Annotated in this window: 18 protein-coding genes and 3 pseudogenes; 9 read left to right on the top strand and 12 right to left on the bottom strand. The window is 45.3% G+C overall.

The features are described from left to right. The first annotated feature begins 237 nt into the window (after nt 1-237). From CS022_RS03615 to CS022_RS03625, 3 genes are all read left to right on the top strand, one after another. Complete coding sequence (locus CS022_RS03615; protein ID WP_129121145.1) at nt 238-1,005, top strand: hypothetical protein; 768 nt, start codon at nt 238-240, stop codon at nt 1,003-1,005. After that, the gene (locus tag CS022_RS03620; protein WP_129121146.1) at nt 972-1,262 is read left to right on the top strand and encodes a hypothetical protein; all 291 of its coding nucleotides are present in this window, start codon (nt 972-974) and stop codon (nt 1,260-1,262) included. Before CS022_RS03615 ends, CS022_RS03620 begins: the two co-directional genes overlap by 34 nt. A gap of 202 nt (nt 1,263-1,464) precedes the next feature. Then, nucleotides 1,465-2,046 (top strand): beta-class carbonic anhydrase, encoded by a 582-nt coding sequence (locus CS022_RS03625; protein WP_129121147.1) that lies wholly within the window; start codon nt 1,465-1,467, stop codon nt 2,044-2,046. A 100-nt stretch (nt 2,047-2,146) separates the two neighbouring features. Here the strand turns inward: CS022_RS03625 and CS022_RS03630 are convergent, their stop codons facing one another. From CS022_RS03630 to CS022_RS03650, 5 genes and pseudogenes are all read right to left on the bottom strand, one after another. Continuing rightward, nucleotides 2,147-3,628, bottom strand: a complete 1,482-nt coding sequence (locus tag CS022_RS03630; RefSeq protein WP_129121347.1) for a DEAD/DEAH box helicase — start codon at nt 3,626-3,628, stop codon at nt 2,147-2,149. A gap of 235 nt (nt 3,629-3,863) precedes the next feature. Continuing rightward, nucleotides 3,864-4,607: a flagellin gene (locus CS022_RS27605; protein WP_408057209.1), complete on the bottom strand. Its 744-nt coding sequence runs from the start codon at nt 4,605-4,607 to the stop codon at nt 3,864-3,866. Between the two features lie 117 nt (nt 4,608-4,724). After that, nucleotides 4,725-4,990: pseudogene (locus tag CS022_RS27965) on the bottom strand (flagellin N-terminal helical domain-containing protein); the annotation flags it as partial. A 192-nt stretch (nt 4,991-5,182) separates the two neighbouring features. Continuing rightward, nucleotides 5,183-6,406 carry a flagellin N-terminal helical domain-containing protein gene (locus CS022_RS03645; RefSeq protein ID WP_129121149.1) on the bottom strand — a complete coding sequence of 408 codons (1,224 nt, stop codon included), beginning with the start codon at nt 6,404-6,406 and terminating at the stop codon, nt 5,183-5,185. A 280-nt stretch (nt 6,407-6,686) separates the two neighbouring features. Next, nucleotides 6,687-7,622 carry a LysR family transcriptional regulator gene (locus CS022_RS03650; protein ID WP_129121150.1) on the bottom strand — a complete coding sequence of 312 codons (936 nt, stop codon included), beginning with the start codon at nt 7,620-7,622 and terminating at the stop codon, nt 6,687-6,689. 149 nt (nt 7,623-7,771) lie between these two features. Between CS022_RS03650 and uraD the strand changes: the two genes are divergently transcribed. The 4 genes and pseudogenes from uraD (at nt 7,772) to CS022_RS03670 (ending at nt 11,156) form a co-directional block, all read left to right on the top strand. After that, nucleotides 7,772-8,281: a 2-oxo-4-hydroxy-4-carboxy-5-ureidoimidazoline decarboxylase gene (uraD, locus tag CS022_RS03655; RefSeq protein WP_129121151.1), complete on the top strand. Its 510-nt coding sequence runs from the start codon at nt 7,772-7,774 to the stop codon at nt 8,279-8,281. Nucleotides 8,282-8,362: 81 nt separating this feature from the next. Next, the gene (locus CS022_RS03660) at nt 8,363-9,349 is read left to right on the top strand and encodes a TRAP transporter substrate-binding protein (RefSeq protein ID WP_129121152.1); all 987 of its coding nucleotides are present in this window, start codon (nt 8,363-8,365) and stop codon (nt 9,347-9,349) included. 14 nt (nt 9,350-9,363) lie between these two features. Continuing rightward, nucleotides 9,364-9,861: a TRAP transporter small permease gene (locus tag CS022_RS03665; protein ID WP_129121153.1), complete on the top strand. Its 498-nt coding sequence runs from the start codon at nt 9,364-9,366 to the stop codon at nt 9,859-9,861. A 63-nt stretch (nt 9,862-9,924) separates the two neighbouring features. Next, nucleotides 9,925-11,156 (top strand): annotated as a pseudogene (locus CS022_RS03670) (TRAP transporter large permease). Between the two features lie 59 nt (nt 11,157-11,215). On the opposite strand, the gene CS022_RS03675 reads toward CS022_RS03670, so the two are convergent. After that, nucleotides 11,216-12,184, bottom strand: a complete 969-nt coding sequence (locus CS022_RS03675) for an NAD(P)-dependent alcohol dehydrogenase (protein WP_129121154.1) — start codon at nt 12,182-12,184, stop codon at nt 11,216-11,218. A gap of 450 nt (nt 12,185-12,634) precedes the next feature. On the opposite strand from CS022_RS03675, the pseudogene CS022_RS03680 reads away from it, so the two are divergent. After that, nucleotides 12,635-13,544 (top strand): annotated as a pseudogene (locus CS022_RS03680) (DMT family transporter). Between the two features lie 134 nt (nt 13,545-13,678). On the opposite strand, the gene CS022_RS03685 reads toward CS022_RS03680, so the two are convergent. Continuing rightward, complete coding sequence (locus tag CS022_RS03685; protein ID WP_129121155.1) at nt 13,679-14,167, bottom strand: Lrp/AsnC family transcriptional regulator; 489 nt, start codon at nt 14,165-14,167, stop codon at nt 13,679-13,681. 127 nt (nt 14,168-14,294) lie between these two features. On the opposite strand from CS022_RS03685, the gene CS022_RS03690 reads away from it, so the two are divergent. Next, a complete protein-coding gene (locus CS022_RS03690; RefSeq protein WP_161569550.1) occupies nt 14,295-15,419 on the top strand; it encodes a serine hydrolase domain-containing protein in 1,125 nt (374 codons plus the stop codon). 85 nt (nt 15,420-15,504) lie between these two features. Here the strand turns inward: CS022_RS03690 and CS022_RS03695 are convergent, their stop codons facing one another. The 5 genes from CS022_RS03695 to CS022_RS25855 all read right to left on the bottom strand — a co-directional run bounded on the left by CS022_RS03695 (nt 15,505) and on the right by CS022_RS25855 (nt 22,647). After that, nucleotides 15,505-16,263, bottom strand: coding sequence for a PhzF family phenazine biosynthesis protein (locus tag CS022_RS03695; RefSeq protein ID WP_129121157.1), 759 nt, complete (start codon nt 16,261-16,263; stop codon nt 15,505-15,507). A 16-nt stretch (nt 16,264-16,279) separates the two neighbouring features. After that, nucleotides 16,280-16,849 (bottom strand): class I SAM-dependent methyltransferase, encoded by a 570-nt coding sequence (locus tag CS022_RS03700; RefSeq protein ID WP_129121158.1) that lies wholly within the window; start codon nt 16,847-16,849, stop codon nt 16,280-16,282. 233 nt (nt 16,850-17,082) lie between these two features. After that, nucleotides 17,083-18,168: a choloylglycine hydrolase family protein gene (locus CS022_RS03705; RefSeq protein WP_129121159.1), complete on the bottom strand. Its 1,086-nt coding sequence runs from the start codon at nt 18,166-18,168 to the stop codon at nt 17,083-17,085. Nucleotides 18,169-18,679: 511 nt separating this feature from the next. After that, complete coding sequence (locus CS022_RS25850; RefSeq protein WP_235869232.1) at nt 18,680-21,025, bottom strand: AsmA family protein; 2,346 nt, start codon at nt 21,023-21,025, stop codon at nt 18,680-18,682. Nucleotides 21,026-21,171: 146 nt separating this feature from the next. Then, complete coding sequence (locus CS022_RS25855) at nt 21,172-22,647, bottom strand: AsmA family protein (RefSeq protein ID WP_235869234.1); 1,476 nt, start codon at nt 22,645-22,647, stop codon at nt 21,172-21,174. Nucleotides 22,648-22,736 lie beyond the last annotated feature (89 nt).

Here is a 22,736-nt window from a genome sequence, read left to right on the forward strand (position 1 = left end):
GATGGCACCTTGCTGTGCAAGTACATCTGCGATAAACGACATCATAAGTATTTGTTCTATTTAATTTTGTTAATAATGTATGGATCTATTTTTAACCTGATATTAGTTCAAAAAAAACTCTTCTCTACTCACCATTTTTTTTTAATAGTAAATATAACCCTATCTCCCAGCAGCTTATCCGCTTTTAGATAAGCTTTCATACGACTCTGTTTTATCTAAATGAAAAAGAGAGGATCCATGACTAGCCTTTTAAGCAAAGTGAACTTAATTTTTACACTTATTTTTTTTCTAATTTCTTTTCCTGCTATTTCTCACAATGGCCCTGCGCCGTTCCCGGCATCCTATGGCCCTGTTGTTCACCCTGCGGTTGTAAAAACCACTGAATTAGATTTTGGCTGTGATACTTTTGTATTTTCTATTCCTTGTCAGAGAAGCGAAAAGGTAGAGTTTTCTCTCGAAAAGGAGTTTTGGGCATACGTACAAAATCGCGATGCTGAAAAAATGAAAACATTAATTAACCGGATGAAAGGCTACGCATTTTCCAGCCGCAGTGAATATGCGCCAAGGCTTTATCGCTTAATTGGTTTTGGGTATATGGTAAGAGCTCAACAGAGTGCTTCAATAACACTTTCCAGCGCTCCAAATATTTTGATGGCTAGAATTTATGCCCAAAAGTCAGATACATCGCAACCCAATAACTCACATTCTGTGGCCTTGAGAAGTTTTATCGATACGGTATTTCCGTATGTCATTGGATGGGGTGGGTTGGGCGATAAAATTGTAAATCGTATGATTGCGATGCCTGACCAATTTGGACTTCCTGGTTATGAGGGAACCATCTCGGGAGCAATGTCTTTGGCATATACGCGTGACCCAGAAAGAATAAGACGTGGACTTGAAATTATGAACAACTGTCAGGACTCGTATGTCAAAGGACATCCTCGCTGGGCCCGTTTAAAGAAGTTGGGGTCATGTGGACAGCGGCAGAAGCACATATTGCATTAGGAGAGCCTGAGAAGGCCAAACAGGCTTTTGAGCAAGCAAAAGCATTTGCTATTGAAAATGGTTTACCAAAGGGGTTATTTGAGGAACTAGAAAAGGTTGAGCAGGAGGTATTGTACGGCCAGTATGCAGAAGAAACGCCAAAACTAAAAGGGCTTGGCTTGTATAGGCTCCCTGCCAGCCCGTCACAAACCAATCTCTCATGCGCTATGTGTCACGCTGGTGCTCAGGTCCCTGACCATTACTACTCTTGGAAGTAGCTTAAATGGAATAATCGTTTCTTTGTCGGATTGTTTTACGCACAGCTCAGCAGAATGATGTTCAACCAATCAAATCTATGGAGTTTGCATAGATTTGATGACTTGGGCGCACTCCTGCTTGGTGACATTGTAAACACACACTTCCTTAGAGTTGTTTTGGAGGTGGTAGCGATGTTTAACCAAGGATAATGGAGCATTGAACATGAGTGAAAATAAACGCTCGGTTGAAGCGGCAAATGATAAGTATGCTGCTGAGTTTGGAGATAACGGCGAATTACCCATGCCTCCGGCAAGGCGCTTTGCTGTTCTTACTTGTATGGATGCCAGACTTGATCCAGCCAAGTTTGCAGGTTTATCTGAAGGCGATGCACATGTGATCAGAAATGCAGGAGGACGAGCCAGTGATGATGCGATTCGTTCTCTGGTGATCTCGCATAAACTGCTCGGAACCAATGAATGGTTTGTTATTCATCACACAGACTGCGGTATGGAAACATTTACCAGTGAGGTGATGGGTGAGTTGCTGGAGGGCAGCCTGGATACTGCCAATGTCGATGAGACTGGCTGGTCTAACCCAAACAAAAATGGTGGAACCGTAGACGGCAAATACATCAACTGGCTGGAAATAAGCGACTTAGAAACAAGTGTGCTTGAGGACGTGAAACGTATCAAGACCAGTAATATGGTGCCGGGTGACATCCCTGTATTTGGCTACATTTATAATTGCAAAAGCGGGAAATTAGTAGAGGTTCCCTCTGCAACTGAGGCTGGTGCAGCGAGTTAACCAGCATTAGCAAAAAGCCTGTATCGCAAGATACAGGCTTTTATCATTCGGCATCGATGAACTTCAGGCAATCTTGTTATCAGTCAACCAGTTGGTGTGCTCAGTATGCCTTCCAATTCACTTTAGGATTTTCGCTTTTAGGCTTTCTGCGACGTTGATGGGTGTTTGGCTTGCTTGATGAGCCTTCTTTCCCGCTTGGTTTTTCCTGTGTATTCCCACGTTTTGTGTTTTCCTGTATCGCCTTGCCTTCATTTCGACGATTCTGGCTGGTGCCGGTGTTACCTGCATTACGACGCGGGCGTTTAGGTTTGTTTTGATCTGTGCTGACTTTCTGTTCAGAAGATTTCCCACCATTTCGGGATGCGCCTTTGGAGGTAACAACTCTTTTCGGTTTTTTGGGTTTCTTTGGCTTGATCGGGCGAGTATCTAGCTTTGACTCTGGCACCTTATTCGTTGGCGCAAAACCGTCTAGATCTTTACGAACGAGAAGTTGTTTGATTAGTCGCTCAATATTGAACAAGTCAGCTGCCTCATCGGCGCATACCAAAGAAATGGCTTTACCTGTTTCACCTGCTCGACCAGTACGGCCAATACGATGTACGTAGTCTTCTGACACATGTGGCAAGTCAAAATTCACGACCTGAGGCAGTTGAGGAATATCAATGCCGCGAGCTGCAATATCTGTTGCTACGAGCACACGCACATCACCAGACTTGAAATCAGCCAATGCTTTGGTTCTTGCTCCTTGGCTCTTGTTGCCATGGATAGGGGCTGATGTTATGCCCTGATCATTCAGGAAGTGCGAGAGCTTGTTTGCACCGTGTTTAGTGCGGCTGAATACCAGAACCTGATGCCAGTCGCCGTCGCTAATAAGTTTTGCAAGCATCGCCGGCTTTTTCTTTTTGTCAGCGGGGTAAATACACTGCTCGACCGTTCGCGCAGTCGAGTTTGCTGGGTTGACAGAGATTTCTACAGGGTTGTTGACCAGTCCCTTGGCCAGTGAACGGATTTCATCTGAAAAGGTGGCAGAAAAAAGAAGGTTCTGGCGTTTCTCAGGCAGCAAGTCGAGTATTTTCTTGATGTCTCTGTAGAAGCCCATATCTAACATGCGGTCAGCTTCATCCAGCACTAGTGTTTCAAGTTGGGAAAACTTGATAGCGTTTTGCTGGAATAGATCGAGTAAGCGCCCCGGAGTTGCTACCAGAATGTCAGTGCCTTTCCTCAACATCATCATCTGCGGGTTAATTTTCACACCGCCAAAGACGACGTTAGATGAGATGCGGGTATGTCGGCTGTATTCACGTGCATTTTCCAGGATTTGCGCCGCCAGTTCGCGTGTCGGTGTCAGTATCAACGCCCTTACGTGATTGGCCTTTACACGCTCACCATTATCGAGGCGTTCAATAAGTGGAAGCGTAAAACCTGCGGTTTTACCTGTACCAGTCTGAGCTGCAGCCATCACGTCCTTGCCTTCCAATACCGCTGGAATGGCTTGTGCCTGAATAGGGGAAGGGGTGTCGTAACCTTTTTCCTGTACGGCTCGAAGGATTGGTGTGGAAAGACCCAGTGAGGTAAAACCCATAAATTGAATACTCAACAGATAACGCCTGAATACGGCGGGAACAGCTAACTCATCGAACTAGCAGACGAAAAGGGCGATATTCTGCGTTTTTTAAAGCGTTAACTCAATCAATATCTCTGTTTTTTGACAAAATCCCCCGTTTTTAAGTAACGTGTAATGGGCATAAATGCTTTTTATGGGGTTAAGAAATGATGTTTTGGAGAGTATTTTATCAGGGATAATATCTCGAGATAACTCATCGCAACTGATCCAGCAGTTGTAACCGATTTGCAGGTGAATTTTTGGCCTTAGATAGAACGGTTGAAGAGGCATTTTGTAACATGGTATGAAGTGTATATTTTGATGTTTCGTTGGCTAAGTCGGTATCGAGGATTTTGCCTTTTGCTGTCTCAATATTTGTTTGATTTTCGGTAAGACTATTTAAGTTATGCTCTAGTTTATTTTGTGTTGCGGCGACTTTAGAACGTTCTTGATCTAAATAACGTATTGCACCGTCGGCCGCATTAATTGTATTTTGAGCATCATCTATGTTGTTTACATTAAAGTCTTTCATGTCAAAGTCAGCATCATCAATAATATAGCCTTTAGTTGTTATTTCACTATCATTTGTCCTAATCCGTCGTGTAAACGACTCATTACCTTCATAGGTACTATCGTTATAGGTAGGTACTCTCACAAATAGCGATTCATGGAGACTACTTTGGGGGTAAATGCTATTTCCGTAGTGCTTTTGGGCATCCCAAGTGTTACCTCCATCGAAAGAACCAGTCCAGTCACCAAAATCACTGCCTGAAGTCGCGGTGTCAGTTTCGACTAGTATTTGAATCCAGTTATTATAGACTGGCCCATCTTTAATCTCCCAGATAACATATTCCCCCTCAGAAGCAGAGGCGTCTTTAACAGTGAAGTACCTGTTGGTATTGTTAAACAGATCCGGGTCGGAGTTCATTGTCATTTTATCCAATGTAAGGTCTGGCATGCTAATCGACAGTCTTTCGCCTGCGTCAGCGTCTACCTGTAGTGTTTTGCTGCCGAATGTGCCATCAAGGAGTTTTTCTCCGCCAAATGATGTTGTTTCAGATATCCTGTCTAACTCATCTTTGAGTGCGGTAATTTCCACCTGAATCGAGTCGCTTCAGTCTGACCGAGATAACCGTTTGATCTGCGTACAGCGAGCTCTCTAACACGTTGAAAGATGGATGTGGATTCTTCAATGGCAGCGTCTGCTACTTCGAGCATAGAAAGGCCCTCATTAATATTTCTGAAGCTGACGTTCTTGCCGGATGTTTGGAAGCTGAGTCGGTTAGAGAGCTGACCCGCAGCATCGTCGCCCGCAGAATGTATCCGTTGGACGGATGCAATTTTAGCGGACGATTATGCAACCAAATTGTGTTGAAACTTGGTTTGGTTGCCGGACAACATTTGTTGACTGTTGTTAAAAATTATTCCAGACATTCATTTGCCAAGAAATTACATATTTCACAATATCTGTATAGCATTCGCTTTATTGTCACTTTTTAACGTACTTAATGTTTTTCAATCAATTTATAAAAATCAGCTAAGTTGCCTCATAAGCTGAAGTCGGTTTGCAGGCAAATTTTTGGCCTGAGAAAGAACAGCTGAAGATGCATTTTGTAACATGGTATGAAGCGTATATTTTGATGTTTCTTTGGCTAAGTCAGTGTCTAAGATTTTGCCTTTTGCTGTCTCAATATTTGTTTGATTTTCGGCAAGGTTATTGAGGCTATGTTCTAGTTTATTTTGTGTTGCGGCGATTTTAGAACGCTCTTGATCTAAATAACGTATTGCACCGTCGGCCGCATTAATTGTGTTTTGAGCATCGTCCATGGTGTTCACATTAATGTCTTTCATGTCATAGTCGGCGTCATCAATAATATGGCCTTGTGCTCTGAGTTCGCCGCCGATTGTTTGAATAGTTAGGGCAAATGATTCATTGCCTTCGTATGTGTTGTCGTCATATGTGGGCGCTCGAACCAAGAAGGAATCACCACTCCCTTCGGAAGGAATTAGAAAGTCCCCATAATACATGATTGCTCCCCATGTATTACCCCCATCGTATGACGCATTCCAATAACCAAAATCACTACCATATGTCGCAGTGTCGCTTGGAACATTTAATTGAATCCAATTATCAATAAGGGGACCTTTTTCAACTTCCCATATAATGTAATCACCTTCTGCTGAGGTGACGTCTTTAACACTGAAATAACTGTTGGCATTTTTGAAAAGTTCAGGGTCGGAGTTCATTGTCATTTTATCTAGCGTCAGATCTGGCATGGTAATCGAAAGCCCTTCGCCTGCGTCAGCACCCACCTGAAGTGTTTTGCTGCCGAATGCGCCATTAAGGAGTTTCTCTCCGCCGAATGATGTGGTTTCAGATATTCTATCTAACTCGTCTTTAAGTGCGGTTATCTCTACTTGAATTGAATCGCGCTCGGTCTGACCCAAAGAGCCGTTAGATGCCCTTACAGCAAGTTCTCTGACACGTTGGAAGATGGATGTGGATTCTTCAATTGCGGCGTCGGCCACTTCGAGCATGGAGAGGCCTTCATTAATATTCCTAAAGCTGACGTTCATGCCGGACGTCTGAAAATTGAGCCTATTTGACAATTGAAGACCCGCTGCATCATCGCCCGCAGAATGTATCCGTTGGCCGGATGTAATTTTAGTGGATGAGTCAGCGACAAAACTCTGTTGCACCTTAGTTTGGTTGCTGAAAACAGATTGTTGATAGCTGTTAAATATTATTCCAGACATACAATCGCCTTAAAACAATCAAATATTAAAGCCGTTACTTTTAGTATTAGGTACGGTTTATTCTTTTATTGTTGTTATCTTGTTATTCGACAGCGTTAAGGTTTTCTTTATCTTTATATATGGAATGGCTTTCTGTATAGCTTTATAATTTAGTATAAGAACTTGATTAAATGACAAGTAATTGTTTGATAAATTCTTCATCAAACAATTACTTGTGTGTCTATATATTTTATTTTTCTATCTTGATATCTATATATATTAAGATAATTTTTATCTTAACTTAAACGTGGTTGTTGATATCTCTCGCCTCGTTCAGTGATCTCTCAATAATTTTGATAAAGCATGAAGAAATAGTCTGAGCAACGCTGGACAAACTTCTTGATGCTGCGCTGATTAATGATACGCGTTGAGATGATGCGGCATCACTAATCGGAATAAACACGATAGATCCATCAATAATTTCTTTCGCCACATCCAATTCAGACGTTATTGCAACATGATTTCCCTGCCGAACCATTACCTTGATGAGCTGAAGTGAGTTGGTGATGAGTGGCTGTCGGCTTTCGTGAATCACCCAATCGTGGTCTAGCTCAATTTTATGGCGAATCGCCAGTGCGTGGCTTTGAAGTACCAAAGGGTAGGCTGTCATCTCTTCAAATTGAATCTCCGCTTTATTGGCCAATGGGTGAGTAGATGCGACAACACAACCTAAAGGCAGCTGCTCCGTCCACATAATATCGATATTGCGGTGAGGCCGAACATTAAAGGCCATCGCGAGATCCATATTACCTGTCTCAATCGCATTGACTGCGTCCGTCGGTGTCATCACCTCCAAATCAATTTGAACCATTGGATATTGCTTGGCGATTTTATTGACAAACTCAGGTAACACACTGTTTACCATACTGTCCATCACGGCAATTTTTAGTTGGCCGGAGTCGATACCCTGCATTTTCTTTAATTCAGACCAAACGTCATTGCCTTCGTTTCTCCAACGCCTTGCAAGTACCACCAACATCTCTCCGGCCTGAGTCAATGTCATACCAGAGGCGTGGCGTTCGAAAAGTTTTACCCCCACGGCCTCTTCGAGCATCAGAATTTGTCTGTTAATCGCTGATGCTGAAATGGGTATATCTCTGGCTGCTGCCTGAATCGAACCATTTTTAGCGACCGATTCTAGGTATCTCAATGAGTTAGGCAATAACGATATAGGCACTTTTCATGCTCCTGAAAAATAAGCAAAAGCTTGTATACATTCGTATGCATACTAAATTTTAGTATGCAGAGCTGAGTTTATTGAAATTTTTAGATTGCTATTCACATGCTAGCCTGAATTTAGTCAGTGACACAAGGTTGCAGTGAATAATGATGCATTTAAAGGAACTAAATGAACTTAGCGACGCGGAGTTCGCCCAAGTGGCTGGAAGTCTGGTAGAGAACGCAAGCTGGATTGTTACTCGTGCGGGACAGAAAAGGCCTTTTGCCTCGGTTGATAATTTGTGCGAAGCAATTGAAGAAGTGATTTGTTGTTTACCTGAGGAAGACTTGGTCGCGTTATTCAATGCTCACCCAGAATTAGCAGGAATGGAAGCGATGGAAGGCACGATGACCAGCGCTTCTACTGGCGAGCAGGGAAGGCTCGGTTTGTTGTCATTGCAACGAGATCAGTTGTTCAGACTCACGGTGATGAACAGGGAATACCGTGAAAGGTTTGGCTTTCCATTCATCGTTGCACTCAGGTTGTTACCCAATCTGGGCGCAGTTTTCGCTGAATTTGAGAGCCGCCTTCGCAATAGCCGTGAGACGGAAATTGAAAATGCAATAAATGAAATCATGCAAGTCGTTCGGGGGCGAGCCGAGCAGTATGAAGGTTAAGCAGTCGCTCAACAGAATGGCATTAACGTCGAAGTGAGTAACGCAACAAGGAGTCATACCATGATACCAAGGAATCGAACCATGAAAATGGTGCTTGCGGGCATAGTAGGTGCAGTGTTCTCAGTCAGTGCGTTCACCGTGCAGGCAGAAAAAATTCGTGTGGCAGGGAATTTCGCCACCGAGCATTCTTCCAGTAAAGCCATGCAAGTGTTTAAAGACGAAGTACAGAAGTTAACCAATGGTGAGCTTGAAGTGGATATCTTCCCGGCTCAGCAACTGGGTGGTGCTGCTGAAAACGTTCAGGCGGTCAGAATTGGTGCCGTTGAGCTTATTTGGGTGGGTACCGCTTACCTAACACGTACTATTCCTGAACTTGAAGTGATTGGTTTACCTTTCCAGTTCCCCAGCCGTGAAACGGCCTTCAAAGTGGTTGATGGCCCTGTAGGCGATAAGCTTGATGAGTTTTTGGCTAAAGAGAACCTCGTTTCACTCGGTTACATGGAGCTGGGCTTTAGGCAACTGACCAACAACGAGCGCCCGATCAAATCTGTCGCCGATATGGATGGCCTCAAAATTCGTCTTCAGCCGAACGAAACGCATCTCGCCACGTTCCGCGCATTGGGCGCAAACCCCGTTGCGATGGATGTGAAAGAACTATACTCAGCGTTGGAGCAAGGGGTGATTGATGGTCAGGAAAACCCGTTTGCAATCATTCATGTAGCGCGTTATCCAGAAGTTCAAAAGCATGTGTCTAATACCGGCCACTTCTTCGACTTCATCTCAGTCGTGGCAAACACAGATCGCCTCGCTGCATTGAGCCCTAAGCACCAGAAAGCGGTGAAAGATGCCATGGCGACAGCCGTTGCTTTCCAGCGCGATCTGGCCGCGAAGCAAGACGCTGCAGCATTGGATAAGCTGGTTGCAGAAGGCATGGTGTATACACCTGTTTCAGACCAATTCGCGGCAGAACTGCGCTCTAAAACGGCCGATGTTGCAGACTCTGTGAGAGAAAAAGTAGGAAAAGAGCTGTTTTCTCTGGTTGAGGCTGAAACTGCGGCAGCGAAATAGGTTGGGAGAGATGCATGGAAGCCTTGTTTGAAAACGTTCTGTCGCGTATTGATGCAGTTGCGCGATCTGTATTGCTGACTTGTATGGTGGTGATGATTTCCGTTGTCGCAAGTCAGGTATTCATGCGGTACGTTCTAAACAGCTCTATTGATTGGGCAGACGAAGTCTCCCGCATGGCATTTGTCTGGTCAATCTTCATCGCAATACCGCTGGGTGTGCGCGAAGGAGCACACGTCGGTATCGATATCCTCACCAATCGGCTTCCTAAACAGCTGGCGCGGGCAACTGCCCGTGTCATGCTCTCGCTGGCGTTTGTGCTGATGTGCGTTGTGACCTATGAATCTATCCATGTAGCGACTCAGACTTGGTCTGAGCGGCTGGGCGCAATCGATATCTCATCCAGCTACTTCTTTGTCGCTGTTATCGTGGGCTCGGCGCATACCGGACTTCACCTGTTAAATCTGGTGCTATTTCCGGTGTATAAGGACGAGCAAGATGTCACGAGTGATTGATAGGGAGATCAATTCATGAGTCTTTTGGTTATATTTCTATTTCTGGCACTCGCTGCGTTTGGTATGCCGCTGGCCTTTTCTCTGGGTGTATCTGCTTTAGGTGGGCTGATTCTCGCAGGGTTCGATCTCAGCGTGCTTCCTCCGCGGATAATGAACTCCGTTAACTCGTTTCCATTGATGTCTATACCCCTGTTTATGGTAACGGGTGAACTGATGTTGAAAGCTGGCATCATGGACAGGTTGGTGGACTTTGCCAATGCATTTGTGGGCCGAGTTCGTGGTGGTTTGGCACAGGTTGCCTTGCTGTCAGGTGCTGGGCTGGCTTCGGTTTCTGGCGCGGCTGTTGCTGATGCCAGTGCTCTGTCAGCCACGCTTGTTCCCTCATTGAAAAAACAATATGGGCTTGGTTTCTCAACCGGTATTGTCGCTGCAGCAGCGAACCTTGGCCCGATTATTCCACCATCCGGAGCAATGATTGTTTACGCCTTTATGGCGGGTTCAACCGTCTCAGTTGGTGGCATGTTCATGGCAGGTGTCGTGCCCGGGCTGATACTTGTCACTATCCTTATGTTCTTATGCTGGTTGATTGCCTATCTGCGTGATTATCCGTTGGTGGGGGAGAAGGCTAACATTGCCAATATCTTCCGCCAGCTTCGCCGCTCTCTGATTGTCTTTATGATGCCAGTCGTGGTGATAGGTGGGATTGTTGGCGGTGTCTTTACGCCGACTGAAGGCGCTGCGGTGGGTGTGGTGTACTCCCTGTTATTGGGATTCTTCGTTACCCGTAAACTTCGCATCAAGGATCTGCCGGGCGTGCTGCTCCAAGCCGCAAAAACGTCAGCGATTGTTGGTGCCATGATCGCCTATGCCTCAACGGTAACCTTCCTGTTTACCATTGATTTATTACCGATGAAGCTGGCGAACATGATGCACGGGATCACTGACAACCCTCATGTATTCCTCGTGCTCGTGGCGTTGATGCTGATTGTTGTCGGCATGTTCCTTGAGTCGAACGCAGCTACATCATGCTGGTGCCGCTATTTCACCCAATAGCCATCAGCTACGGTATCGATCCGCTACATTTTGGTTTTTTATTTGTTTTTAACCTTGTGATTGGCATGCTTACGCCGCCCGTTGGGGTTGTGCTGTTTGTCGTGTGTGGTATCACGGGGGTTAAAATGGGCGAGTTGGTCCGCGAAAGCTGGCCATTTATCGCTGCGATGTATGCACTCCTTGTTGTGTGCATTTTTGTACCTGACCTTGCAACGTGGTTGCCTAGGTCTCTCGGGTACTGAGCTGTAAGCGTTTAAAACTGTGGTAGTTTTTTGCTCCGGCCAGTCCGGAGCTTTTTTGTTTAAACCACGTTAATTACGATTTTTCCCCTATGTTCACCCCGCCCAAAACGTGCCATTTCTCTTGGAATATCCTCAAGAGAGAAGGGACCTTCAATATGTGTATTTAAGCTGCCGTTTTCGAACATTTCGTTGATATGCTCAAGCCCTTTATTTGGCTTAAGAGCAAGCACTGACAAACGTTTTCCTTTCTTTTTAGTGAACAAACGTCCAAACAAAGCAATTTGTAACAGTCTTGGCGTATCACCACCGACAGTTACATAATGTCCCGGGACATTGAGTGTGCGAAGATAACGAGACGGCGCTCGGTTGGTTTTCACATCAAGGATAAGATCGTAACGTTTTGCTTCTGCAGTGAAGTCGGTTTTTTGATAGTCAATGACATGGTCAAAGCCAAGCCCCGTCATAAAATCGAGTTTTAAAGCATGATCGACGCCTGTTACTTCACAGCCGAATACTTTCGCTATTTGCAAAGCAAACACACCTACGCCGCCGCCAGCACCATTGATGAGAACATTGTCGCCTTGCTTGATTTTGCCAAGGTCAACCAAGCCTTGCCATGCCAGTAATGAGGCATGCGGCAGGCTGACTGCCTGTTGAAAGGTCATCAGGTTAGGCATGTTTCTCAGGGCGTTTTGCGAAACACTGGTGTATTCTGCAAAGCCACCGAAACCCGAATTGGAGACGTCGCCAAATACTCTGTCACCCACAACAAATGAGGCGACTCCCTGACCAACAGATTCCACTGTGCCCGCTATCTCCGCTCCCAATACATCGATTTTCGGTTTTAAAATGCCGGAGACCAGTCTTGTAATAAAGGGCTTTCCACACATGATCTGCCAATCAAAATCATTGACTGAAGTGGCATGGACTTTAACCAGTACTTCCCCTTCTTTAGGTTGAGGAATCACTTTTTCTTCCAGCGATAGTGTGTCTGTTTTTCCATAACGCGAAAGTACGATTGCCTTCATGATTTTAGCCCTTAAATAGTTACGCTACGTCCGTCGTGTTGTTGGTCAGTTAAAAGTTAATACACTGTTTTTATTGTTATTTATATAGATAGCTAAGTTTTGTGGGTGATTTTTTTAAACCGTTAGAGATGAGCAGGATTTTCCAAAAAAGGTTATGTGTAATGAACGTGAACCAATACAGCAACAAGCCGCGGCTAATCTGGTTTTAGTGGTGGGATAAATAGACTTGTGTGGTGAGTTTTTATTCTTGCGTCACCGAAAAAAAACCTTTAAGTTGAAAGACCACTTAATAAAGAGTGACTTATGATTCTTAAACCTCTATCACTATGGCTACTTATGCTAATGCCCATCAGTCGGTAGAGTGAATCGTGCCCGGCTGTGAGTAAAGCAGCCGGATGTCGTTTTCTCACAGCCTTGACCAGAAAAATAAATTCAAGGAAGTGACAGACAATGAACGGCGCAACCATCGCGACACAAAACCCAACAGACTACCGTACGGGCATCATTTACGCCCTTATCGGCACGCTCCTGTTTTCAATAAAACCTGTTCTTATTAAACTCGCTTACGCCGCTGGTGGAGACGCAACCGCCATTATGAGCCTGCGCGCGGCATCATCACTTCCCCTATACATTGCCATCCTGTTTTGGTTATGCAGGCAGACAGAGCAGCGGAGCAAGGCGCTCAAATATGGTTGGCAGGCGGCTTGGTAGGTATTCTGGGTTACTACTTTGCCTCCTTGCTCGATATTATTGCCTTGGAGTTTATTTCCGCTCAGCTTGAACGCCTGCTGATTTTTCTTTTTCCCTCCTTTGTTGTGGTTATCAGTTGGTTTTTTCTCAATGAAACGCCGAAAAAAGGGACCTTTTTTTCGATAACTCTTGGTTATGTTGGCGTGGCGATGATTGTATTGCACGACTTCACCTCGCTCGGTTCGCAGGTGTGGTTGGGCAGTATTATGGCTGTTGGCTCGGCATTGGTGTTTGCTATCTATTTAGTGCTCAGCAAGAAAGTGATTGGCAAGCTGGGATCTCAGTTGTTTACCAGTATTGGTATGGGGAGCGCAGGTATTGTCATCATGCTTCAATATCAGGTTCAGGGTGCTCAGTTTTCTCAGATGTCAGCTGAATTGATTTGGATGGGGATTGCGATTGGCTTTTTCTGTACAGTGTTACCGTCATATTTTGTTGCGGCAGCATGGCGAGATTAACGCCCTCTGTACTGAGCCTCACCAGTAACATTGGCCCAGCGGTAACGGCGCTGTTGGCGATAACCTTACTTGATGAAGCATTTACGGTTTGGCACGGAATAGGGATGGCGCTTGTGGTTTATACGGTGGTGAGGATAAACAAAAGAACCTAATAAGAGAAGCTGGCAGAGGCCCGCTTCTCCATTTCCATCAAAGCGCTGCTTTCTTCGGTTTTTCATACCAGTACAGCGAAAATTCTTCATAGTTTCTTTACCATTTACTGACCTTCAAGGCTCGCTGCTGATGGTCAGATCTCAACATCTGTCGTAAATTTTTGGCAAGACCAGACTACCTTGGTGTCATAACGTCGGATTTTTTCATTACTCATAAACACTTTCTGGCTCCAATCTTCGTACCATGCCAAAGACGGCCCTTGCACAACAAGTACATAATCTTCTGTTCCCGCGACGTGATAGCTTTGTTTGACCTCAGAAAGTTTCTCCATCTGACGATTGAAGCTCTCATATAAAGCAATAGATTCGTCGCCAAATGACAACGAAACAATAAGCGTGACTGATGACTCCTGAGGTGCAACGATAGAAACATCACGCTTGATAACACCCTGTTTTCTCATCGATTGGAGTCTTCTTCGTACAGACGACGCAGATAGCCCGATTCTTTCACCGATTTCAGAGTGAGTGAGAAGATTGTTCACCTGAACAATTCGTAAGATGGCTCTATCGAATTTATCTAAGGGCTGATTCGCTATCGGCGCATCAAAGGCGATATTCTTCATCGTATGTTCCGTAATGTGCGAATTTCTTCATATAATCAACGTCTTTTGCCAATATCGTCAAGCGTCCTTCCAGTAAAATAGACTGACATCAATGGTTGATTTTCAACACATGACAAATGGTAGGAAGATGACAAAGATAGAGAGTGTGCTGCTGACTGTTAAATTTGTATTCCTGGGAATGATGATGGCAATGACAGAACAAGTAGAGGCGAATGAAATAGGTGTAGTCTCTCAGCTCGCGAACATATTGGAAGAAACACAGACATTCTCACCAGGCGCAATATTACATGTGAATAGCCCAGATTTTCAGTTTAGACAGGCTGTGGGTGTGGCAAATAAAAAACAAGATCTCCCAATGCAAAGTAACTTCACATTGCGCGTTGGCAGCATTACAAAAATATATATCGCTGCTCTTTCTGTCATGGCAGAAAAAGAAAAGCGAATAAATGTGGGCGACAAGGCGTATCAATATGTTCCAGAGTGGGCGCTCGAACATTTGCCAAAGAACATTAACCCAACGATTGAACAATTATTAAATCATACTTCCGGCATACCCGATTACTATTCGGTGGGGTTTTATCTTTTTGATTGGAATCAAGAAGAACCCATCACACCTCGGTTAGTACTTGAAAGTATCTCAGGAAAATCAGCTTCGTTGTCTGGTAAATTTGAGTACTCCAATACCAATTACCATGTGCTTGCGTTGGTACTGGAAAATGTCTATCGACGCTCTTTGGCATCTCTACTGAGTGAAAAGATATTCGAACCTATGGGGCTAGACGACACATATTATGGTGAAAGCTCTCCGACTGGCGATGTTATCCATGGTTATGGCGCATACACAATGGGGTGGGGAGCTAGTCTTATGCCATGGAAAGATACCTACGCGTGGAAAGAAAATACGGGTCCAGATGGCGGTTTATTGGCGACGGCCAGCGATGTCGATGTTTGGCTTCGTGCATTGTATTCGCAAGATGGCCAGTTCAGTGATATTGGAGTTGCGATGATGAAAAAACCAATAAGTGACTCTGAAAGAGTAAAGCAGGGCTTCGGAACAGAGATTTTGTTTAGCCGGGCAGGCACAAAAGTCGTCGGGCATACGGGTGCATTGGATGGATATTTAACCGCTGCATTTTACATTCCCAGTAAAGATACCAGTTTCGTTTTTCATGTGAACAAAACCGATCATTCGGGCTTCTCCTCAACCCTATCCAGTGTCATAAAAATCTTGCTGGCTGACCATAACAGTTAGCGGTTGGCTGGAATAAATCAAAGAATCTAATAAGAGAAAGCTGGCAGAGGCCAGCTTCTCCATTTGCACCTAAGCGCTGTTGATGTCACTGACTGACGCTATCCCGAAAAGACACGTTGGCCATAACCGTTATCGTTTTTTTGGATGCTTTTTGTACCTGAAAATAGCCGCCTGTGGGAGATAACTGAGTAACCTCAAGCTTGGTCTTGCCCAGCTTTTCAAACCAATATGGCGCCAGTGAGCATTGTGCAGAGCCCGTAGCGATATCTTCATCGATGCCAATTTTTGGCGCGAAATATCGCAATACATAACCACAATCTCCCTGCTTTGCCGTCACGATAATCGCATGATGGTTGGGAATCTGTAACAGAGTTTCAGGAGCGGGTGAAAATTGCCTGACATCGTCGACAGAAGGCAAAACAAGTACCAGATCTCGGGTGTGGAATACCTCGACAACATCACTGACAGTGTCTGCTAATGCCCTATGTAATGAACTCGGCTTTGCTTTCCATGTTGGTAGCGTGATTGCGAAAGAGTCTGCTTGCCTGAATATACAGACCTGTCCGTATTGGCTGTCGAACGTGACTTCATGAAAGTCGCAACGCGACAGTATTACCGCACCAGCACCTAAGCTGCCATGTCCGCAAAGGTTTATTTCACTGTGTAGTGAAAACCACCGGATATATAATTTTCCGTCACATTGCTTCACAAAGGAAGTGACAGGTAACCCAATATCTTTTGTGATTCGGAGTAAATCTGAATCCGGTAACCAACTGTCGAGTTGAACAACGCCGCAGGGGTTACCTGCGGCAACATCACTGACAAAAACATTGCACGTTGTTATGTCGATACGCCGTCACCTATTTAGTTTGTTGTTTACTAGGTACTTTAAGCGGCTTCTTAGCATCAATAATAATCGACACCATCCCGAGCGATTCATCAGAATTTCGTGTATCAAAGCGGAAGGAACGGCCAATCTTTCCGTCTTCCTCGTTCCAATGTGTGTAATGAAACAGGTTTTGATCGTCACAGTATTCCAGCAGCTCAACTTGGAAGCCTGCGCGTTCAAAGACCTCCTTAAATTGCTTATAATCGTAAACAATCTTGTGATCAGCAGCCGGGTGGTCTTCAGGCCCTGGGCCGCCAACCTGAACCATATTCTGATACCAGTCATTGTCAAAATTTCTGTCCGGAACTGCACATCGGATGTAACCTCCGGGCTTGAGGAATTCAAAGCAATGTTTCGCAGCCTCGACACCTTCTTCCAGTGTCATGTGTTCCCAAACGTGCTCAGCCAACAAACAATCGATACTGTTTGGCGTATGTGAGTTCGTCCAGTCTTCTTTGTGCAAGACATTGAAGTCATTCTGCTGCGTCGAAATCCAGCCATCCTGCTGAACATTCCCTGCGCCTATGATGATTTTTTTCATTTATATTTTTTACCCAGCGTTTATGATTGCCTTAAAGAACATCAAATATTGTTCAGATTCAAACGACTGGAATGGAATTCAGGCGCACAGCACAAACATTGCATGTTACGGCATTATGTAAGGTCTAGGCTGAAGTAACAGAAAGTAAAAACGATGCGGAAAGTCTAAAGGGTATCAGCGTATATCGAGGGTGGCACCTAATGAATCAGCAACCACCCTCATGTCTTTTAAAACTAATCGTTAGTGCGATCTTTTATCGAAAATCCTGATTCCATCACAATGGTTTTTGGCGCTTTTAGATTCTTCAGCGCTTTTAACAGGTCAACTTTTTCGACTTGTTGTGTCAGGTATGTCTTGAAGTAATAAGTGGGATGTTTGGTATCGACCACTGATGTCCACACCGTGTAATCGGTGTGGACATCACCGTTAATATTCTCGCGAATTGATCCTTTCGGAATATCAAAATGATTCAGTATATGGAATGCATTAAATACGGCTTCATCTGACGTTTTAGCCTCTTTATACGTGTTGACAAAGGCAGTGGCCCGGACAAAACGTGAAGGTGAGGTGTGGTCACCGGGTAGTCCAAACAGCCCGGTTCCCTGGCCGAAAGGGGATACCTTCTGACGTGATACGGTTTTCGACGTTTGGTTGTCTGGTGTTAATCCCACATAGTTATTTAAGTTTGTCAGGTGCCAGTCATAGGTTGGGTTATTGGTTACTACATTGACGGTGTTGTCGAATATCTTTAAACCATCTTTGGTTATCTCTACAACGATTGATTCCCCTGTTGCGTCGCTGATTGCATAGTGGAAAGGCGCGAAACTATTAATTTCCTGAATGTGGGTACCTACAATTATCAGGTCGGGTAAGGCTTTTTTCACTTCAGCAACGGAAGCAAACTGGCTGAGGATATAATTCCCAAGTTCCTCACTTGAAATGGCTTCTTTTTGGTTATCTTTTGTTAAAGGGGTAAATTCCGCAATGTTCGCGAAATAGAATGCGCCAAAGTAGAGCCCTTTTTCATTTACGCCATCAACAACGATCGGCTTGCCGAGTGCGTTCGCGCCAGCGAAGCCGTATTTAGCTTTGTATGTTCCTCCTTGATGTTTGTCGTCCATATACAATTTCTCGATCGTTGCGCCTGCGGGAACAACATAGATGTTGGATTGCACATCGAAACCAAATTCCATTGTCCGCGCAGGAATGGTCGCGCCATCGTTTGATTTTATAACAATACCTGTGCAGGCCATTGCCTGAGCGAAAAAGAGGCTGGATATGATTGTGACGAAGAAAGTTCGAATGGTTGAAGTCTGCATGGATAAACCTTTTGAAAAATAGAAAGAGAGGCTATGCAGGGGGAGGTGATAATTAAAGGCGATCCATGTCTTTTTATAATTTAATGAGCTTCTTGCGCATACGTTGTACAAAGGTCGTTGAGCAAAGCGCATCCCTGTCGTTTTTCCCCTCGCTTAAACCCACGAGATGGTGCAATGTCGTCTGATGCACCCTCATGTAACTTAATATTTTTAGATATTTTATTTGTATTAATGATGTGACAAATTCGATGTCATCTCGAGTTTTGTTGCTAAGCATGAGTGATTATATTCATCGGTATTTATATTACTCGTGGGCCTGTAAAGCTGAAAGAAAGGAGTCCAGTGAGCAGAAAAAGAGGGAAGGGGTGTCTTCAACGTTGTCCAGCCAGCAGAGCAGCTGAGGATCTCGCTAAATCGATGTCAAAAGACGTTGGGAGTCTTGGGGCATAGAGAGTATCGCGTGTTATTTCTGTGGCCCCGGTTTAATCTGCTTTGTTTTTTAAGTGCGTCGCTAACCCTGCCAGATTCGCTCACATTCCGCGCTCGCATCTTTGGGCAGTGGCTCCTCAAATAACCATCGAAGCGGCGTTACAATCGGGCTGGTGGTAAAGCGTACTGTGGTTTTGATAATTTCTGACCAAGGTACATTGAGACTGAAATCTTCAAATTTCCCTTCAATGGCGACAGGCGTTTGTAAGCCGAAAATCTGGGCTCGCTTCGAAACAGGTGTGAGCTCGAGGTTAAAATCACGCGTTTTGTAATGAGCGTCAAAGTTACCAATAACATGGATGCGAGAAGTATCCATCACCATTTCCCGTTGCTTCATGTCGCCTTTGTTGATCTCCAGCCCTGCTGCGACACAGTTAAGCTGCGAAGGATCATCATTGGTGAAATTGGGAATAATCGCATCGGTCAGGCTGACCGCCCACAAATCGATAAGGTGCGCATCGAAGGCTTTTGGCCATGCAGCAAAACCGATAAAACCAGTCGCATTTTCCATCAGGGTATCGGGTGTATTGGCCAAGCTTTTCAGTTCGAATTTGGTACTGAGTTTACCGTACATGCTTGTTTCGGGGTCGACCTGACGCGCGATCACGCCGTAATCAAAATTCTTCACATCCCCATTGAGGTTGATGTCAAACATTTCACCTTTAGCGGCGATATCTCCCTCAATATGAATCTGCCCGCCCGGGATCTGAACATTTAGCGGCTGCAAAGTGAGTCGCCCATCATCCAGCGTCCAATACAGCTTACCAGCGCCCAGCCAGTCTTTACCCGAGCGCACTTCATCAACGTCCAGCTTGAAGTTGGCATCAGCAAGGAGTAAACCTTTAGGGCTGACGACGGGCACAGCGTCTGATGACGGCTGTGGTGTTTCTTTAGCCGCTATTTGCTCAGACGGTGTTTTAATCTCACCGTCTTCTTTATTAGGTAGCCATGCTGACCAGTGTGGAATATTGAAGTCATCCAGTTGGATAAAAGGCGCAGAGAAGGCCATGTCCAACATTGGTCTTTTCAGGCCATTACTTTGCTGTGGCGGGAAAATATCGCCGTGTCCGGTCAGGGTGCTGGAACCCACATTGATCACGAAGTCTTTGAGCCGATAACCCAGTTCATCCATGGTCATTGACGCCGATATCTTCAGCGGTCCATAAGGCGGCAGGTCAGCGCCAGTGAAGCGATTGAAACGGGCAAGGCTGGGGGAGTCAGCATCGATATAAACGGTCATCGTCATCAGCTCTAAAGGAACAACCACATCTGACTTTGCATGAAAGTAGCTATCGCCCAATGTCACTGCGACATTCATGGGCACACGCGCCCGACCATCATTGGCCTGCTTGAGTGACAATGAGTCCATTGTCAAAGTTAGGGGAAGGCCAGATGCAGTGCCCGTAAGCGTGAGGTGTGTTGCTGTGTCCGGCCCCGTAACGAACTCACCGTTTTTTAGGAATACATCAATGGCTTTACCTGTATAGGTATCCGCTACTTTAAGTTCACCGCCAGTGAACGAGGTTTTAACGCTGGCTTGTTCCATCAATTCAAGCACCGTTTTGCCCGACAGACTCAAGGACAGTGACGCTTTGTCGAGGCTCATTTTAAGATTGTCCGCGACATTCAGCTGGTGGAGAACCGCACCAATGTTGGGCTTGTTGACCGACAGTGTTAAAGCCGCACTCAGGTTTTGATCGGACAGGACGAGGCTCAAATCCCCCACAAATTTGCTGCCCGCGTAATATGCCTGAAAAGGAGCATTTTCCATCTTGCCGTCTCTGACTTCGCCTTTGAACGACAGCTTACTCAGCGCCTGATCTGCCCAAAGCATGCGGTCAACGGTCAGGTTGAGATTAGCATCGGCAATCACTAGATTTTCTGGTAGCAAAGGGACATCAAGGTTCACCCCCTGTGTGGGGGCGGTTTGTTCGACTTGCGGTAGTTCTTCTTTGTTGACGAACTGACCAAACTGCGTGAAATCTAGTCGTCTAAAGTGGCTGTTTAATTCAAGCAGATTGGTATCAGGGTGCCATGCGAGATGTGCTTTGCCTTTGGTGTTCATTAGTGTCAGCGAGGGAGTATCGAAGACGATGCTGCCATGGCGATAGTCGAGTCGACCTTTGAAATCAATCTCGCCGTTGATAGACGCTGCAGTGCCAAGCCACGGGCTCAACAAACTTGCATCTTTACTTGTTATATCGAGATTAAACCAGCTACCGGGTTGCCATTCCGTCGCGGCCAGTAAGCCGCTGCCAGACACTGTCAAGACAGGGCTGTTGAACTGAACCGTGGTTTTCCAGTCACGCTTTTGAAGAATGTCTTGCAAGGTGCCTGCGTTAGCCGTCACGCGCACCGGAATATTCATTAGTTGCCCGCTGACATCAGACGAAAACGGTGCGAGCATACCTGCATTTAGTGAGGCCTTATCAATCGCAAATGTGGCTTTGCTTCCCCAGTGAACATTGGCTGAAAGTACATCAAGGTTGAGCTGGCAGTTTTCAATCCACTCTTTCAGCTTGGTGCCTTGTGTGGTGATGGCGAGCTCAGCTTTTTGAAGAGAGCTTCAGCATTGGGAATACCTGTGATCCAGCCTGCCATTTCACCCAACTGTGAATCTTTAGCGCCGAGTCGGACATCAACCGTCGACATCCACTCAGAGGCATCGATGTTCGCGTGACCCCGAAATGGAACCTTTGCGATATCTGCGGTGATAGGGGCGGTCAGTTTGCCTTCTTTCCCTTCAATATTCAGAGTGAGATTGCTGACGTTTATTCCAAGACCTTTAATCTCACTAATACCCAACTTAATATCGGTTTCTGTCTTTTCAAGCCATTGTTCCAGAGCCAGCTGCAGTGGCGATTTTTGCGGCGCTCCGCTAGCGTAGCCAATCATTTCCGGCACTTCTTCTGGTTGCAACCAAGGTCGAAAATCGACGAAAGAAATAGATAATGCGCCGGAAATGGTATTTTTTTCATCGGCTGACTGTGCAAGAGCAACATCAAGAGAGCCGTCGCCTTGCGTCACTGGGCTGTCAATCTTTAAATCTGACATCGAAAAACCAGATGCTGATGCCTTGAGGTTCGCCCTAATAGAGAGCGGCGTGGCATACTTGGCGTCTAACCCCATGTGATACTCAAGTGCTGACGTATCAAACCAGTTAAAATCGAGCGTTGCCGTCGATGTGCCCGCTTTAAGTGGTTTGATATCCGCATCTACATTGAGTGCCGCACCTGCAAACTCCCCCTCAATAGCGACCTTACCCGTTTGAGTATTGATCAGAGATTCGAGTTCTCCCTCCAAGGTTAGGTCGTAATGCTCCCCAATAACTGCACCAGTTGCTTTCATCTGCCAGCTATCTGCTTTTGTCAGCTCAAGGCTTTCTAATGACCAGTCGAATGATTGGTAGGTAGTTTGATCGAAATAGTTGAAGGTAACTTGAGATGCCGAGATGGAGTCGCTGAGTTTGACGCGAATTTCATTACTCTCTGATGGCGAATCTGAGTGCTCAGCGACTGCTCCCTCGTTTTTCGCCATGCCGGGGAACAGCCAGTTTGGTTTTCCTTCCGCATCAACCTGCGCGTTGAGTTGAATGTCTTTCAGACCTATGTGTTTAAGAATCAGCGTCTTCTGTAATAGCGGCCAAACATCAATCTTGGCATCAATTACTCCGGCAGTAAAAAAGGGCATATAGGCATTGGGGTCAGAATCTTTGATTTCTATTCCGCCGAGTTGAACTTCTGGCGACCATGATGCGTAAAATTTCAGGTTTCCATTGACAGAAACTGGGCGATCCAGCTTTTTTGTTAGCCAGGAATTAATATCTGCGCGGTGCGAACTCAAATCGATATTAATGCCAACACTGAGCAATACCAATAAAACAACAAAGGGAAAAAGCAAAATACCGAAGAACCGAGCGAAAAACCGCACTGTACGTCTGTTGGAGGCTGGTTTGTCACCGGAAGTTGGCTGACTTTCTGAAGCGTTCATAAGGCTAGATTCGACTAAGAAAGTAGAAGCAGAATGTGTGGGAATATATCACATAAAAATGAAACAAATAACACAGAGGCGGGCTAACA

Origin of the sequence: Veronia nyctiphanis, assembly GCF_004116385.1 — a bacterium.
GTDB lineage: Bacteria > Pseudomonadota > Gammaproteobacteria > Enterobacterales > Vibrionaceae > Veronia > Veronia nyctiphanis.